15 protein-coding genes and 1 pseudogene are annotated in these 16,211 nt (G+C 27.5%); 14 read left to right on the forward strand and 2 right to left on the reverse strand.

What is annotated here, in order from left to right; translation table 11 throughout:
- On the reverse strand, positions 1 to 299 hold a 299-nt coding region (locus OIO11_RS01175), incomplete at its 3' end, for an HTH domain-containing protein (protein ID WP_326497906.1).
- Between the two features lie 194 nt (positions 300 to 493).
- On the opposite strand from OIO11_RS01175, the gene OIO11_RS01180 reads away from it, so the two are divergent.
- The 4 genes from OIO11_RS01180 to gmd all read left to right on the forward strand — a co-directional run bounded on the left by OIO11_RS01180 (position 494) and on the right by gmd (position 4,890).
- Positions 494 to 1,441: a GDP-mannose 4,6-dehydratase gene (locus tag OIO11_RS01180; protein WP_268069506.1), complete on the forward strand. Its 948-nt coding sequence runs from the start codon at positions 494 to 496 to the stop codon at positions 1,439 to 1,441.
- Positions 1,442 to 1,554: 113 nt separating this feature from the next.
- Entirely contained in the window at positions 1,555 to 2,565 is a 1,011-nt protein-coding gene (locus OIO11_RS01185; RefSeq protein WP_268069507.1) for a CgeB family protein, read from the forward strand.
- 191 nt (positions 2,566 to 2,756) lie between these two features.
- Positions 2,757 to 3,806 (forward strand): mannose-1-phosphate guanylyltransferase, encoded by a 1,050-nt coding sequence (locus tag OIO11_RS01190; protein ID WP_268069508.1) that lies wholly within the window; start codon positions 2,757 to 2,759, stop codon positions 3,804 to 3,806.
- Between the two features lie 16 nt (positions 3,807 to 3,822).
- Positions 3,823 to 4,890 (forward strand): GDP-mannose 4,6-dehydratase, encoded by a 1,068-nt coding sequence (gene gmd, locus OIO11_RS01195; protein ID WP_268069509.1) that lies wholly within the window; start codon positions 3,823 to 3,825, stop codon positions 4,888 to 4,890.
- 51 nt (positions 4,891 to 4,941) lie between these two features.
- On the opposite strand, the pseudogene OIO11_RS01200 reads toward gmd, so the two are convergent.
- A pseudogene (locus OIO11_RS01200) lies at positions 4,942 to 5,397 on the reverse strand (IS1/IS1595 family N-terminal zinc-binding domain-containing protein); the annotation flags it as partial.
- 108 nt (positions 5,398 to 5,505) lie between these two features.
- Here OIO11_RS01200 and OIO11_RS01205 point away from each other — a divergent pair.
- The 10 genes from OIO11_RS01205 (at position 5,506) to OIO11_RS01250 (ending at position 16,160) form a co-directional block, all read left to right on the forward strand.
- Positions 5,506 to 6,447 carry a GDP-L-fucose synthase family protein gene (locus tag OIO11_RS01205; RefSeq protein ID WP_268069763.1) on the forward strand — a complete coding sequence of 314 codons (942 nt, stop codon included), beginning with the start codon at positions 5,506 to 5,508 and terminating at the stop codon, positions 6,445 to 6,447.
- A 221-nt stretch (positions 6,448 to 6,668) separates the two neighbouring features.
- Positions 6,669 to 7,136: a sugar phosphate nucleotidyltransferase gene (locus tag OIO11_RS17095; RefSeq protein WP_326497907.1), complete on the forward strand. Its 468-nt coding sequence runs from the start codon at positions 6,669 to 6,671 to the stop codon at positions 7,134 to 7,136.
- Positions 7,137 to 7,223: 87 nt separating this feature from the next.
- On the forward strand, positions 7,224 to 7,601 hold the full coding sequence (locus OIO11_RS17100; protein WP_326497908.1) for a transketolase C-terminal domain-containing protein: 378 nt from the start codon (positions 7,224 to 7,226) through the stop codon (positions 7,599 to 7,601).
- On the forward strand, positions 7,549 to 8,220 hold the full coding sequence (locus tag OIO11_RS01220) for an aminotransferase class I/II-fold pyridoxal phosphate-dependent enzyme (protein ID WP_268069510.1): 672 nt from the start codon (positions 7,549 to 7,551) through the stop codon (positions 8,218 to 8,220). The genes OIO11_RS17100 and OIO11_RS01220 overlap by 53 nt, the downstream gene beginning before the upstream one ends.
- Positions 8,196 to 8,390 (forward strand): DegT/DnrJ/EryC1/StrS family aminotransferase, encoded by a 195-nt coding sequence (locus tag OIO11_RS01225; RefSeq protein ID WP_268069511.1) that lies wholly within the window; start codon positions 8,196 to 8,198, stop codon positions 8,388 to 8,390. The genes OIO11_RS01220 and OIO11_RS01225 overlap by 25 nt, the downstream gene beginning before the upstream one ends.
- A 136-nt stretch (positions 8,391 to 8,526) precedes the next feature.
- On the forward strand, positions 8,527 to 9,843 hold the full coding sequence (locus tag OIO11_RS01230; RefSeq protein ID WP_268069512.1) for a nucleotide sugar dehydrogenase: 1,317 nt from the start codon (positions 8,527 to 8,529) through the stop codon (positions 9,841 to 9,843).
- A 161-nt stretch (positions 9,844 to 10,004) separates the two neighbouring features.
- Positions 10,005 to 11,204 (forward strand): DUF6385 domain-containing protein, encoded by a 1,200-nt coding sequence (locus OIO11_RS01235; RefSeq protein WP_268069513.1) that lies wholly within the window; start codon positions 10,005 to 10,007, stop codon positions 11,202 to 11,204.
- Between the two features lie 78 nt (positions 11,205 to 11,282).
- On the forward strand, positions 11,283 to 13,067 hold the full coding sequence (locus tag OIO11_RS01240; protein WP_268069514.1) for a tetratricopeptide repeat-containing glycosyltransferase family 2 protein: 1,785 nt from the start codon (positions 11,283 to 11,285) through the stop codon (positions 13,065 to 13,067).
- A gap of 110 nt (positions 13,068 to 13,177) precedes the next feature.
- Positions 13,178 to 14,968, forward strand: coding sequence for a tetratricopeptide repeat-containing glycosyltransferase family 2 protein (locus OIO11_RS01245; RefSeq protein ID WP_268069515.1), 1,791 nt, complete (start codon positions 13,178 to 13,180; stop codon positions 14,966 to 14,968).
- A 199-nt stretch (positions 14,969 to 15,167) separates the two neighbouring features.
- Positions 15,168 to 16,160, forward strand: a complete 993-nt coding sequence (locus OIO11_RS01250; protein WP_268069516.1) for a tetratricopeptide repeat protein — start codon at positions 15,168 to 15,170, stop codon at positions 16,158 to 16,160.
- The last annotated feature ends 51 nt before the right edge of the window (positions 16,161 to 16,211 follow it).

Below are 16,211 nucleotides of genomic sequence, written 5' to 3' on the forward strand. Positions count from 1 at the left end.
ATATTACTTGGTCTTCCAGAATTTTCTCTTCGGGTATCTCTTAATCCTACAATCCCATTTTTCCTATACGCTTTTATCCACCTGGCTGCCGCCTGTTCATAGCGCCTCACACCTAGTATTTCAACATTAAATCCAGCATTTATGAAAATAACTCGTGGAGTAATTCCTCTTAAATATTCTTCGATAAATATTCTTTTAAACTCGTCAGAGTATGTTATTGACTTCTCGCTAACGCGTTTTACATAAGGGTTACGATTTAATCTTTCAATAGATTCTTTTGAGAATGTAATTTTACTCATATTAAAGACCTCCATATTTAATGATAATTATACATAAAAAAGCACCTATAAACTAGACACTTTTTTTAGTGTCCAATCTATAGGTACCATTTTAGTTATTTATTAACTTTTTAGTATTTTTTTATTTTGCGATAATAATAATTTTTTTATACACATATATATAATAAAATTTACCAATTAAAGTGGAGGGTAAAATGAATATTATTGTAACAGGTGGAGCAGGGTTTATTGGATCAAATATAGTTGATAGATTAGTTCAACTAAATCATAATGTTGCTATTATTGATAATTTGTCAACAGGAAAAGAAGAAAACATAAATATCAAGGCTAAATTTTATAAAGTAGATATTAGAGATAATAAAAAGATACTTAAAGTTTTTGAGGATTTTAAGCCAGAAATATGTATACATCATGCAGCTCAAATAGATATTCAAACATCTATTAGAAATCCCAGATTTGATGCTGAAGTAAATATAATTGGAACTATAAATGTATTAGAAGCATGCAGGATAAATAAAGTTAAAAAAATTATATATGCATGTTCAGCAGCTGTTTATGGGAATCCTAAGTATCTTCCTATTGATGAAAGACATAAAACAAATCCCATTTCATATTATGGCATTTCAAAGCTTACACCAGAGTATTATATGAAAGTTTTTAGTGAATTTTATGGTATTAAATATTCAATATTAAGATATGCAAATGCATATGGAATAAGACAAGCTTTTAAAGGAGAAGGAGGTGTTATAGCGATATTTTTAAATAAAATAATAAAAAAAGAAATTCCTGTGATTTATGGAGATGGAGAACAAACAAGAGATTTTATATATGTAAAGGATATTGTAAATGCTAATATTGCTGCATTAACTAGAGGAAATAATGAAGTGATAAATATTTCTACTAATAATAAAATTAGTATAAATGAGTTAGTAAACTATATAAGGATTATATCCAAAAGAGATTTAAATCATATATATGCCAGTAAAAGAGATGGAGATATACTGCATAGCTATATTAATAATGAAAAAGCTAAAACGCTGCTTAATTGGGAACCGGAGTATTCCATAGAAGAAGGATTAAAAGAAACGTATGAATATTACAAGGGTTTATATAATGGAGGAAAACAACCCCCTTATATATAAAAAATATATGTTTTTTATAAACCGACTAATCACATAAATACTTTAGTATGAATATAATATATTTGTATGACACAATACAAATTGTAAAAAAATATGAAGAAATGGGGGAGTCCATGAAGATTGTTTCGGTTTTGTTAAAATATGATTATGGAATACCAGAACGAGGAGAATCAGGAGAAAAAAGAGTTTTTATACCTGCACTAAGAGAAGTTTGTGATAATTTGGTTCCATTTTGGTTAGAAGAGCATAGTTTTTTTACAGATCGAAATATTTTACAAAAAGAAATAATTGATTTTGTAGATAAAGAAAACCCTGATGTAGTTTGTTTTTGTTTGTTGAGAGATGAGGTTAGTCTTGAAACTATTTCAAAGCTTTCAAAAAAATATATAACAATAAATTGGTTTGGAGATGACCAGTGGAGATTTGATGATTTTACAAAATACGTAGCACCTAAATTTACTTATTCTGTTACAATAGATAAATTTTGTTTAGAAAAATATAAAAAAATAGGATATAAAAATGTGATATTCACTCATATGGCGATTTGTGATTATGTTAAAGATTTAGACTTAAAAAATGTAGATTATAAATATGATATTTCTTTTGTAGGCGGTAAAAATACTGTTAGAGAGTGGATAGTAAATTGTTTAAGAAGAAAATATAATGTAGAATGTTTTGGTGCAGGATGGCAAAATGGAAGAGTTAGTTATGATGAGTTTAAAGATATTGTGGTACATTCTAAAATAAATTTAAATTTATCAAATTCGGTTTGTCATGATATAAGATATATAACAGCTTCTGAAAAGAATAAACAAGAATATGTGAGAAGTAGAAAAAGAGTAGAACAGATTAAAGGAAGAAATTTTGAGATACCTTGTTTTGGAGGATTTCAATTATCTAAATATGCACCTAGTATTGAAGATTATTTCGATATAGGTAAAGAAATTGTAGTGTATAATAATATAGATGACTTAGAATTATATATTGAATATTATTTAAACCATGATTTAGAAAGAAGAAAGATACTAGAAGCAGGATATAAAAGAGCTAAAAATTATACGCATATTGAATCATTTAAAAAAGTATTTAAAAAAATCAAAGAAACATATAAGGACGAAAATTAATTTAGAAAAGAAAAAGAATAATATTAAAAACACTTAAAAAACAATAGCTTATAAGGTTATTGTTTTTTTATGCACACTTATTTACAACAATTAATATAATTATTATGAAAACAAATTTAAAATATTTGACTATAAAGTTAAGTATATGGAGAACTTTATGAAGATTGTGTATTCATTTTAGGAGTGATTTTATGTTATGTGCGTTAATTATGGCAGGAGGTAAAGGGACTAGATTTTGGCCTATTTCAACTGAAGCCAGGCCCAAACAATTTTTAAAGCTTTTTGGAGAAGACACAATGATTCAAATGACTGTAAAAAGATTGAGAAAATTAATTCCTATAGAAAGGATTTTTATAATAACGGAAAAGATATATATACATTTAGTAAAAGAGCAATTACCAGAATTACCACAAAGAAATATAATCATGGAACCGATTGGGAAAAATACAGCACCGTGTATAGCTCTTTCAGCTTTTTATATTAAGAAAATATGTAAGAATTCAACTATAGCTGTATTACCTGCTGACCATCTTATAGTAAATGAAGAAGAGTTTATACAAACATTAAAGGCTGCTGATGAATTTGTAGAGAGAAGAAAGGATGCCATAGTAACTATAGGGATGAAGCCTAATAGAGCAGAGACAGGATATGGATATATAAATTATAGTGACATACACTGTGCAATTAATGGATATGAAATAAGAAGTGTAAAGAGATTCGAGGAAAAACCTAATAAAGAAAAGGCAGAACAATATTTAATGGAAGGACATTACCTTTGGAATGGGGGAATGTTTATATGGAAAACATCAAACATTATAAGATTAACAAAATTATATTTAGAGAATACTTATAAAATTTTAAAAGAAATATCAGAGTTATCAGATGAAGATTATCAAAAAGCTTTGGAAGAAAAATATACTGAAGTTGACAGCGTATCCGTAGATTATGGAATTATGGAAAAGGCAGATAATATTTATGTTATTCCAAGTGCATTTGGTTGGGATGATGTAGGAAGTTGGAGTGCATTAGAAAGATGTAAAAAAAAGGATTGTGATGGGAATATAACTATAGGGAATGTAAAAAGTATAGATGGAAGAAATAATATAGTAGTTTCTAATAGCAAATCTATTATTATTGATGGAGCAAATGATATTTATGTAGTTGAAAATGATGGAGTAATAATAATTGGTAAAAAGAATAGACTGGTTAATATAAAAGAATTAAAAGAAACAGTAGGTTAGAATGGGGGATAAGGCTGTGAAAAAAGCTTTAATAACAGGTATAACAGGACAAGACGGTTCATATTTGACAGAGCTTTTATTAAAAAAAGGTTATGAAGTTCATGGAATAATTAGAAGAGCAAGTATATTTAATACAAAAAGAATAGATTATTTATTTGAAAATCCTAAAATAGGAAATGTAAAATTATTTCTTCATTATGGTGATTTAACAGATTCAAGTAATTTGAATAGATTAATTGAAAAAATAAGACCAGATGAAATTTATAATTTAGGGGCTCAAAGTCATGTTAAGGTTTCTTTTGATGTTCCAGAATATACAGCTGAGGTTGATGCATTAGGTACACTAAGAATATTAGATGCTATAAAAGAATGTGGAGGTAAGTGTAAGTTTTATCAAGCTTCTACATCTGAACTTTTTGGGGGGATTCCAGGAACAGCTCCTCAAAATGAAAATACTTCTTTTTATCCCAAAAGTCCATATGCTGCTGCAAAGTTGTATTCATATTGGATAACAGTAAATTATAGAGAGGCTTATGGTCTTTTTGCTTGCAATGGAATATTGTTTAATCATGAATCAACAAGAAGAGGCAAAACTTTTGTTACAAGAAAGATTACAAGAGCAGTAGCTAGTATTATTGCAGGCAAACAAGATGTTCTTTTACTTGGTAACTTAGATGCTAAAAGAGATTGGGGTTTTGCTGGTGATTATGTAGAAGGTATGTGGTTAATGCTTCAAAAAGAAAAGCCAGGAGATTATGTTCTAGCAACGAATGAAACTCATACAGTAAGAGAGTTTGTTGAAGCTGTATTTAAAGAAGTTGGAATAGATATAATGTGGAAAGGAAGTGGAATAGAAGAAAAAGGTTATGATAAGAAAACAGGTAAAATTTTAGTTGAAGTTAATCTAAATTATTTTAGACCTTCTGAGGTTGAAGTGCTGTTAGGAGACCCTTCAAAAGCTGAAAAAGAATTGGGGTGGAAGAGAAAAGTAGATTTTAAAGAATTAGTTCATATGATGATTGAAGCTGATTGTGAAGAAATAACAGGAAAAGGGTTAGATTATATAAGACGGAAATTTGAGTAAAAAATAAAATTTCATATTTTAGGGGAGTGTGGCTTTTATGATTAATTTACCATTAGCTACAACAACATGTGAAATTTTTATATTGGATGAAACTAATAAAAATTGTGAAATTGCTCTTGTTGATGAGTTATTTAAAAAGTACAACGTTAAAGTAGTTAAGATGGTATGTAGCGAGAATCTCATTCCCTTAATAGAAAGAAATCCTGACACAGCTTCGCTAGAAGCTATATCTATATTGAGGTTATGATATTGAACAATTACATGATTACACTTTTTATCGCCACATTTGTATCGATTATAGTGCTTATATTCATGGTGAAGATAAGTTGATTTACCACATTTAGGACACTTTGGATATTTACTTTTCAACTTATTGGTGACGGAGTCAGGTGCAAACTGACGTTTATATTTTTTACATTGATATTTTTGATTAGCCTGCTTATCCAATCCGAACTTATATAGTTTATCCGAATGGCAACGAGGGCATTTTACATTTGTTTTGTTCATTGTTCTTCTCTCCTTTTCATGGGGGATATTTGGTTGTTAGCAAACTTATTATATTTTCTAGGATTGAGAAGAGCAATGTTCATATAACTTAACAGATCGAGAATTTTTATAAGGAGATGTAGTATGAAGAAAAATAGTAAAATTTATGTTGCGGGACATAAAGGTCTTGTTGGTTCAGCTATAATAAGAAATTTAAAAGAAAATGGTTATACAAGTATAATAGGTAAAACTCATGCTGAACTTGATTTAATAGATCAAGCAGCGGTTAGAAACTTTTTTAAAGAAGAAAAACCTGAGTATATATTTTTAGCTGCAGCTAAAGTTGGAGGAATACATGCTAATAATATGTATCCAGCTGATTTTATATATGAAAATTTACAAATTCAAAATAATATAATAAAAGCGGCTCATGATTTTAAAGCTAAAAAGTTAATATTTTTAGGAAGTTCATGTATATATCCCAAAATGTGTCCTCAACCAATAAAAGAAGAATATTTGCTTTCAGGATATTTAGAATTTACGAATGAAGCTTATGCTCTTGCAAAAATTTCAGGACTTAAAATGTGTCAATTTTTCAAAAGGCAATATGGAGAAAATTTTATAAGTGTTATGCCTACAAATCTATACGGCCCTAATGACAAATTTGATTTAGAAACTTCACATGTTGTGCCAGCACTTATAAGAAAATTTCACGAAGCTAAAATGAATAATAAATCTTATGTTGAAATATGGGGTACTGGTAAACCATTAAGAGAATTTTTATATGTAGATGATATGGCAGATGCTTGTGTGTATTTAATGGAGAATTATGATGGTGAAGAACATATAAACATAGGAACTGGTAAGGATATGAGTATAAAAGAACTCGCAGAAATTATAAAAGAAATAGTAGGATTTGACGGTGAATTGAGATTTAATAGAGATAAGCCTGATGGAACACCTAAAAAATTGCTAGATGTATCAAGATTAGAGAAGTTAGGATGGAAATATAAAACGGAACTGTATGATGGATTAGTGAAAACTTATAGTTGGTACTTGGATAAAATTTAAAGTACTAAAAGTCATAAATAAAATAATTGTATTAAAGAAATCATTAAGAATACCTTAATTAGGTATTCTTTTTTGAATGATTATGTAAGTAGAAGAATAATATATTTTAATCACATAAATTTTAATACAATAATATACTGTAATGGAGAAATGTAAGCATAAAAATTTATTTAAAGAAACATTAATTTTGAAAAATATTAAATAAAATTGTAGGTGATATTATGAAAGTTGTAATACTTTGTGGAGGTAAGGGTACAAGAATGCGTGAAGAAACAGAGTATCGTCCAAAACCTCTTGTTAATGTAGGGGGCAAACCGATTATATGGCATATAATGAAACTATATTCACACTTTGGATTTAATGATTTTATACTATGTTTAGGGTATAAAGGTGAAATGATAAAACAATATTTTATGGAAATGTATTGGAGAAATAATGATATTACATTAAATACTGTTAATAATAATTTAATATGTCATAACTCTAAAGAGGAACAGTGGAATATAACAATGTTAGATACAGGGTTTGAAACTTTTACTGGAGGTAGAATAAAAAAGATAAAAGATTATATAGAAGAGGATGAATTTATGTTAACATATGGAGATGGATTAAGTAATATTAATATACTTTTAAATTATCACAAGAAAAAAGGAAAAATTGCAACTCTGACAGGTGTGCATCCTACTTAGCCTTTTGGAATACTAAAAGTAAAAGATGGTATAGTAACCTCCTTTAGTGAAAAGCCTGTATTAAAAGATGTTATAAATGGAGGGTTTATGGTTCTAAATAGAAAAATCTTTAATTATTTTCCAAAAGATGACTGTGCTTTTGAAGAAGTACCATTAAAAAATTTAAGCAAGGCTAATGAACTTGCTGTATATGAACACAAAGGTTTTTGGACTGCAATAGATACTTTTAAGGATGTAAAGCGAGTAGATAAACTTTGGGAATTTGGGAAAGCTATAAATTTAATTGATGGAAAAGATATTACTATTATAACCACAGGTAATATGCTTGAAGAAGGTATAGAAATAGCTAATAAACTAATGGAAAAACAAATATCAGTAAACTTAGTAAGTATACACACAATAAAACCTTTAGATGAAGAGAACATTAAAATATGGATTAGTAACAAATTCAGGTTCATCAGCTAATTTAATAGCCTTGAGTGCTCTCTGTTCTCCTAATATTGAAAATCCAATCAAACCTGGTGACGAAGTAATAACTACAGCAATGACATTTCCAACAACATTTAATCCAATTATTCAAAATAATTTAATTCCTGTAGTAATTGATATTGAAGAAGGAACTTATAATATAGATGCTTCAAAAATAGAAAGTGCTATTTCAAATAAAACTAAAGCTATAATATTTGCTCATACTTTAGGTAATCCAGCAGAAATGGATAAGATAATGGAGGTAGCTAAAAAATATAATCTTTATGTAATAGAAGATACTTGTGATGCTTTAGATTCTAAATATGATAATCAACTTTGTGGAACATTTGGTGATTTTTCCACCTACAGCTTTTATGCTGCTCATCATATGACTATGGGAGAGGGAGGAGCAGTTCTTACTAATAATATAAACTTATATAAACAAGCTTTGTCCATAAGAGACTGGGGAAGAGCTTGTTATTGTCAGACTGGAGAACCAAATCCAAATGGTGCCTGCGGTAAACGCTTTAAGCATAAATATGAAAATTTATCGTATGGATATGATCATAAATATGTTTATAGCAATAAAGGATGTTATTTACAGGTAATATATTAAAACATCCAGCTTATAAAAATATAAACTATAGAGTTACAGATAAATTAGATAATACAAATAATGTATTGACAAACACATTATTTGTAGGCGTTTATCCTGGATTAACGGATGAAATGCTTCAATATATAATTGAAGTTGTTGACAGATTTATGATTAATTTAATTAATTAAAATTTTATATAGAAGAATTTTCATTTCTAACATTTGTTAAAGCACTTCATATATGAATATTAACAAATTTAATATATTATCATACTATATACTAATAAATAAGAAGTACTTGAAATGTACAAAGGGAGTGCTTAAGTTGTCAAACAAAGAAAAATTATTAGAAAAAATACAGAATAAGATTGCAGTAATAGGTGTTGTAGGTTTAGGCTATGTTGGATTACCCCTTTCGGTTGAAAATGCCAAATCTGGATATAAAGTTGTAGGATTTGATGTTCAAGAAAAAAAAGTGAATATGGTGAATGAAGGGCACAATTATATAGGGGACATAGTAGATGCAGAACTTGAAAAATTGGTACTTGAAGGAAAGTTAAGAGCAACCACAGATTTTGATTTTGCAAAAGGTGTAGATGTAGTTTTAATATGTGTTCCTACTCCCTTAGATAAGTATCAACAACCAGATATAAGTTATGTAAAATCATCTACTGAGGCTGTTGGAAAATATATACATGAGGGGATGTTAGTGGTTCTTGAAAGTACTACTTATCCTGGTACAACAGAAGAATTGATATTACCTATATTAGAAGAAAAATCAGGATTGAAATGTGGAAGAGATTTTTATTTGGCTTTTTCACCAGAAAGAGTAGATCCTGGTAACTTAATATATAAGACAAGAAATACTCCTAAAGTAGTAGGAGGAGTAGGAAAAGATAGCACAGAAATAGCTGCTGCTTTATATAGAAATGTACTTGAAGGTGAAGTGCTTGAAGTGTCTAGTCCAAAGGTAGCAGAAATGGAAAAAATCCTTGAAAATACTTATAGAAATATAAATATTGGTTTAATAAATGAAATGGCAATTATTTGTAATAAAATGAATATAAACATATGGGAAGTTATTGAAGCTGCAAAAACAAAACCTTATGGTTTCCAAGCATTTTATCCTGGACCAGGATTAGGAGGACACTGCATACCGCTTGATCCATATTATTTAACATGGAAGGCTAGAGAATATGATTATCATACAAGACTTATAGAAACTTCAGGAGAAATAAATAATTACATGCCTCAATATATATTACAAAGGGCTTCAAAAATATTAAATAAATTTAAAAAGCCTTTAAATGGTTCAAAAATTTTAATATTAGGAATTGCATATAAAAATGATATAGATGATTATAGAGAAAGTCCTGCACTTAAAGTTATTGAAAACTTTAAAAAGGAAGGAGCATATGTTGAATTTAATGATCCATATATACCTTCTTATAGATACAAGGGAGAAGAGTATAATGGAGTAGAATTAACACAGGAAGTATTAAATAATGCAGATTTGGTTGTTATAACAACTGCACATAAAAAGTATGATTATAATTTTATACAAAAAAACTCTGAATTTATATTTGATACAAGAAATGCAACTAAGGATGTTGAAAATAAACAGAATATTGAATTGTTATAAGATATGAAAAAGCTAGGTTTATCCTGGCTTTTTATTGTATAAAAGAAAACTATAGATAAAAGAACTTGTATGGCTTCATAGCACATTTTATATTATTACTCATATTATAAATATTGAAGTAAGAATATTTTACTTTAATACAAAATAGGAAGTGAGAGACTTTGGCTAATAGTATAGTATTCCAGCATTCAGCCGAGCAGTTGAAAACATCAGTCTATGGTTATGATGGAACTAGTTATCATGCAATTAGAGTTAATTCTAATGGTGAATTAGATATAAATGTAGGAACCTTAACTAAGGTAGAAACAATTGGAACCTTAAATAAGATAACAGCAGTAGGAACAATAACTAAAGTAGCAACAGTAGGAACCTTAAATAAGGTAACAGCAGTAGGAACAATAACTAAAGTAGCAACAGTAGGAACCTTAAATAAGGTAACAGCAGTAGGAACAATAACTAAAGTAGCAACAGTAGGAACCTTAAATAAGATAACAGCAGTAGGAACAATAACTAAAGTAGCAACAGTAGGAACCTTAAATAAGGTAACAGCAGTAGGAACAATAACTAAAGTAGCAACAGTAGGAACCTTAAATAAGGTAACAACAGTAGGAACAATAACTAAAGTAGCAACAGTAGGAACCTTAAATAAGGTAACAGCAGTAGGAACAATAACTAAAGTAGCAACAGTAGGAACCTTAAATAAGGTAACAACAGTAGGAACAATAACTAAAGTAGCAACAGTAGGAACCTTAAATAAGGTAACAGCAGTAGGAACAATAACTAAAGTAGCGACAGTAGGAACCTTAAATAAGGTAACAGCAGTAGGAACAATAACTAAAGTAGCAACAGTAGGAACCTTAAATAAGATAACAGCAGTAGGAACAATAACTAAAGTAGCAACAGTAGGAACAATAAATGAATTAACTTCAATATCACATGGAACAGTTTTAATCCAAGGTTATGATGGTTCATCTAATAGAACAGTTCAAGTTGATACTAGTGGACTATTAAAGGTTAATCTTTATGATAGAAGATTTGTAGAAGTTTCTGAAACAGTAGCAGCTATAACAGCAACTGCAAAATATGGAACTGTTATAGATACTTCAAAATATCAAGATACTACTTGGTATATTAAGAGACTTGAAGGAGCAAGTGATACAGTAAATGTACAAATTTCAGTAGCACCAACTCATACTGCTACTTATGTAGATATTCAAGAAACAGCTACAGTAGTAAGTAGTACACCAAAAGTTATCACTGCGGATTATTATATGCATTATACAAAGATTAAATGTACTACTGGATCAGCAACGGACACTCATGGTGCAACTATACAGATTTGGTTCAACGGAAGATATTAAAGTTAATAGCTGAGAAGTACCATATGGTACTCCTTAGCTTTTTCATAAATTTGAGGAAAACTATGAGGTGATTTGTCAATGGTTAATGAAATTAGCCTTTGTATGATAGTTAAAAATGAAGAAGAAAATCTTCCAAGATGTCTTGAAAGTGTGAAAGATTTAGTTGATGAAATTATAGTAGTTGATACAGGTTCTACTGATAAAACAGTTGAAATTGCAAAAAGCTATGGAGCAAAGGTATATTATTTTCAGTGGTGTAATGATTTTAGTGCTGCAAGAAATGAATCTTTAAAGTATGCTACTAAAGATTGGATTTTAATTATGGATGCAGATGATGAATTTTGTAGAGAGGATAAATGTAAATTTAAAGAACTAATTAAAAATCTTGAGCTGGGTATTGTATATTATTTTGAAACATTAAGTTATTTAGGGTATGAAAAAAGTTCAAATATAAATGTAAATATAAATCCTCGTCTTTTTAAAAATAATTATGGATATCATTATGAAGGTGAAGTACACAATCAACTAGTAAATTCCAATATTTCAATGAAAGGAAAAATAGAACCAATAAGAATATATCATTATGGGTATTTGACAAAAAATATGATAGCTCAAAACAAACGAAAAAGAAATATTTCAAGTATTAAAGAACAAATAAAAAAAGAACCACAAAATAAATACCATCATTTTAATCTAGGAAATGAATATAATTGTTTAAATGAAAAGGAAAAAGCATTGGAATGTTATTATAAAGCTTATGATGAGTTCAAACCATATTTAGGTTATTCGCCTAAGCTGTTAGAAAGAATAATTGTTACAAATTATAATTTAAAATATTTTGAGAAAGCCTTAGAATTTATAAATATTGGACTTGACTATTATCCAGATTTTACAGATTTGTATTATTTAAGAGGGATTATATATAATGAACAAAATAAATCTTTGTTAGCAATAAAAGCTTTTGAAAAATGTATAGAACTAGGTGAAGCACCTGTTCTTCTAAAATCTATTTATGGAACAGAAGGTTTTAGATCATTAGATGAATTATCAAGAATATATATACGCCTTAAGGACTATGATACTGCATATAAATACTGTATTGAAACAATAAAGTCAAAACCTGATTATCTAGCACCATTATATAGTATTGCACATATATTAAAAGAAAAAAACACGCCAATAGATGAATTTAAAAACAAAATAGAAGGATTTTTTAGCGATTTTCCAAGGGAGTATTCTTTTATTGCGGATCTATTTTATAATGTAGGACATTATGAAACAGCTTTAAAATATATAGAAAAGCTTGAAGCTAAAATAGAGCTTCCACAAGAGCTTATGTTTTTTAAAGCTAAATGTCTTATAAGGACAGCTAAATTTGATGAATGTATTAAAATAGATACTATACCTAGAAACAGTTTGCTTTATGTACAACTTTTTATGTATAAAGTTATATGTTTTATTATGACTAATAAATATGATTCAGCTTCAATTAAGATTGATAGCTTTAATGATAGTAATTTATTTGATTATGATAAGAAAATGGTACAGGTATATAAACAGTTAGTAAATTTATTTATAAACAAGGCAACCTCTATTTTGGCGGATGATGAAAATGAAAAAGATTATACATCAACTATATTTGAAATTTGTGAGATATTTCTCATAGATAAAAAATTTGATGAATTTGAGAAAGCTTTAGATTTACTGAATTTGATAAGCGACAAATCAGTGCTACTTCAGTTAGGAAAATTGTATTATAAATATGGATATATTGATATGGCAAAAAAAGAGATAATAAGATCCATAAAATTGTTTGAGGTAATGGATGCAGAGGGATTAGATATTCTTAAAACAAATTTATAAGTTAGATTGAATTGTTGTAATGTATAGAACACTTTCTATTTATTATTCATAGTATATATATGGAGGTATACATGAAGTGAAATAGAAGATAGAAAGAGGTGATTCTATAGGTGTCTAATAAAATTAGCCTTTGTATGATAGTAAAAAATGAAGAAAAAGACCTTCCAAGATGTTTGGGAAGCGTTAAAGATTTAGTTGATGAAATGATAATAGTTGATACAGGTTCTACTGATAAAACAGTAGAAATAGCCAAAAGCTATGGAGCTAAGGTATACTATTTTAAGTGGTGTAATAATTTTAGTGCTGCAAGAAATGAATCATTGAAATATGCTACAAAAGATTGGATTTTAATTATGGATGCAGATGATGAATTAAGCAGTGAAGATAAAGATAAATTTAAAGCTTTAGTTAATTATAATCTAAATGAAAATACTGTATGTTTTTTTGAAACATTAAATTATTTAGGAAGTGCTGTAAACACTAGTAATATAACTATAAATTTAAATCCACGAGTTTTCAAAAATAATTATGGATATTGTTATGAAGGTGAAGTACACAATCAATTAGTAAATCACAAACATGATTTTTTAGGAGAATCTTATCCAATAAGAATATATCATTATGGATATTTAGAACAAAATCTTGTTTCTAAAGATAAGAGAAAAAGAAATATTACACTTTTGGAAAAACAAATAAAAGAACAACCCGAAAATAAATATGCTTATTTTAATTTAGCAAATGAATATTTTTCAATAGGAGATAAGAAAAAAGCTCTCCAAAATTATTACAAAGCATATGAAGATTTTAATCCAAATACAGGTTATGCTTCTAATCTAATAGAAAGAATAGTTCTTTCAAATTATGATTTAAAATATTATGATAAAGCTCTGGAATTTATAGATATAGGAACAGAGTATTATCCTGATTTTACTAATTTATATCATATAAAAGGTCTTGTATTAAATGAACAAAACAAGCCTACTTTAGCAATAAAAGCTTTTGAAAAATGTATAGAATTAGGAGATCCTCCTCCTGAATTAAAATCTATCTATGGAATTGGAGATTTTAGATCATTTTATGAGTTATCACAAATATATCTCCAGCTTAAAGATTATGATACTGCATATAAATACTGCATTGAAACTATAAAATCAAACTCTGAGTTTTTAGTACCCTTATATAATATTGCCCATATACTAAAGTTAAAGAAAACATCATTAGATGAATTTAAGAGGATTATAGAGAACTTTTTTACAGATTTTCCAAGGGAGTACTCTATAGTTGCAGATTTATTTTATAGGGAAGGATATTATGAAACAGCATTAGAATATATAGAAAAATGTGAAGCAGGAGGAATGGTTATAGAAGACATTGAGATTTTTAAAGTCAAGTGTCTTATATATTCCTCAAAATTTGATGAATGTATAAAGTATATAAACAATATACCTGAAGATAGTTTGTATTATTTCCAAATTTCAATGTACAAAGTTATATGTCTTATTACTATAAATAATTATGATTTAGCTTTACTTACAGTAAACCAATTCAATGATAGTAATTTATCTGATAATAATAAGAAAACATTACAAGTTTACAAAGAGTTAGTAAATGTATTTATAAATAAAACAGTTTCTATTTTGTCTGAAGAGGAAAATAATAAAGATTTTACAAGTACTATTTTTGAAATTTGTGAAATATTCCTTGTAAATAAACAATTTGATAAATTTGAAAAAGTACTAAGCTTGCTTAATTTAATAAGCGACAAATCTGTACTGCTTCAGTTAGGAAAATTGTATTATAAATATGGATATATTGATATGGCAAAAAAAGAGATAATAAGATCCATAAAACTGTTTGAAGTAATGGATGCAGAAGGAATAGATATTCTTAAAATAAGTTAGGTTAATTGTGTTGTTATAATGTATAAAAAGGCAGGGTTACCCTGGCTTTTTATTTTTAGAGAACATTTTCTAATTTTTATTCATAATATATATTGATTATACATGAAATCAAGTAGTGTAAGTGTTTATAAATGAAATAAACCTCTTAATATGTTAATAAGGAATAAGTTATAAAAATAGAAAAAAGGTGAATGAATAAATGCCTGATGAAATTACTGATTTATATTATTTAAAAGGTTTAATATTAAAAGAACAAAACAAACCTATTTTAGCAATAAAAGCTTTTGAAAAATGTATAGAATTAGGCGAATCATCTTCAACAGTACAATTCTTAAATGGAACAGTAGACTTTAGAGCATTTCATGAGTTAGCAAATGTATATATGAAGCTTAAAGATTATGATAATGCATATAGATATTGTGTTGAAACGATAAAGTTAAAACCTGATTTTTTAGTACCACTATATAATATTGCTCATATATTAAAATTAAAGAAAACACCATTGGATGAATTTAAGAAGAATATAGAAAGTCTTTTTACTGATTTCCCAAGGGATTATACTATAATTGCAGATTTATTTTATATGGAAAAATATTATGAAACTGCATTAGAATATATAGAAAAATATGAAGTAGAAAAAGAACTTTCCGAAAATCTTAAAGTTTTTAAAGTTAAGTGTCTTATAAGAACATCCAAATTTAATGAATGTATTAAATATATAGATACTATATATAGGAAAAGTCTATATTACTTCCAAATATCAATGTATAAGGTTATATGTTTTATTATAATTAATAAATATGATTTAGCTTTATTTACAGTTAATCAATTTAATGATAGCAATTTATCTAATTATAACAAAAAAGTGGTACAAGTTTACAAAGAGTTATTAAACTTGTTTATAAATAGATCAATTTCGGTTTTATCTGAAGATGAAAATAATAAGGATTATACAGAGACTATTTTTGAAATTTGTGATTTGTTTCTTATAAATAAGGAATTTGAAAAATTTGAAAAAGCTTTAAGTTTATTTAATTTAATAAGTGATAAATCGGTATTACTGCAGCTTGGAAAATTATATTATAAATATGGATATGTTGATATGGCAAAAAAAGAGATAATAAGATCAGTAAAAATGTTTGAGGTAATAGATGCAGAAGGATTAGATATTCTTAAGTTAGGGCTATCCTAACTTTTTTCTTGAAATCAGTGAATAATAGATACTTGATTTTTTAGTAGCATT

This window comes from Clostridium sp. ZS2-4 (genome assembly GCF_026719745.1).
In the GTDB taxonomy this organism is placed as follows: Bacteria; Bacillota; Clostridia; order Clostridiales; family Clostridiaceae; genus Clostridium_H.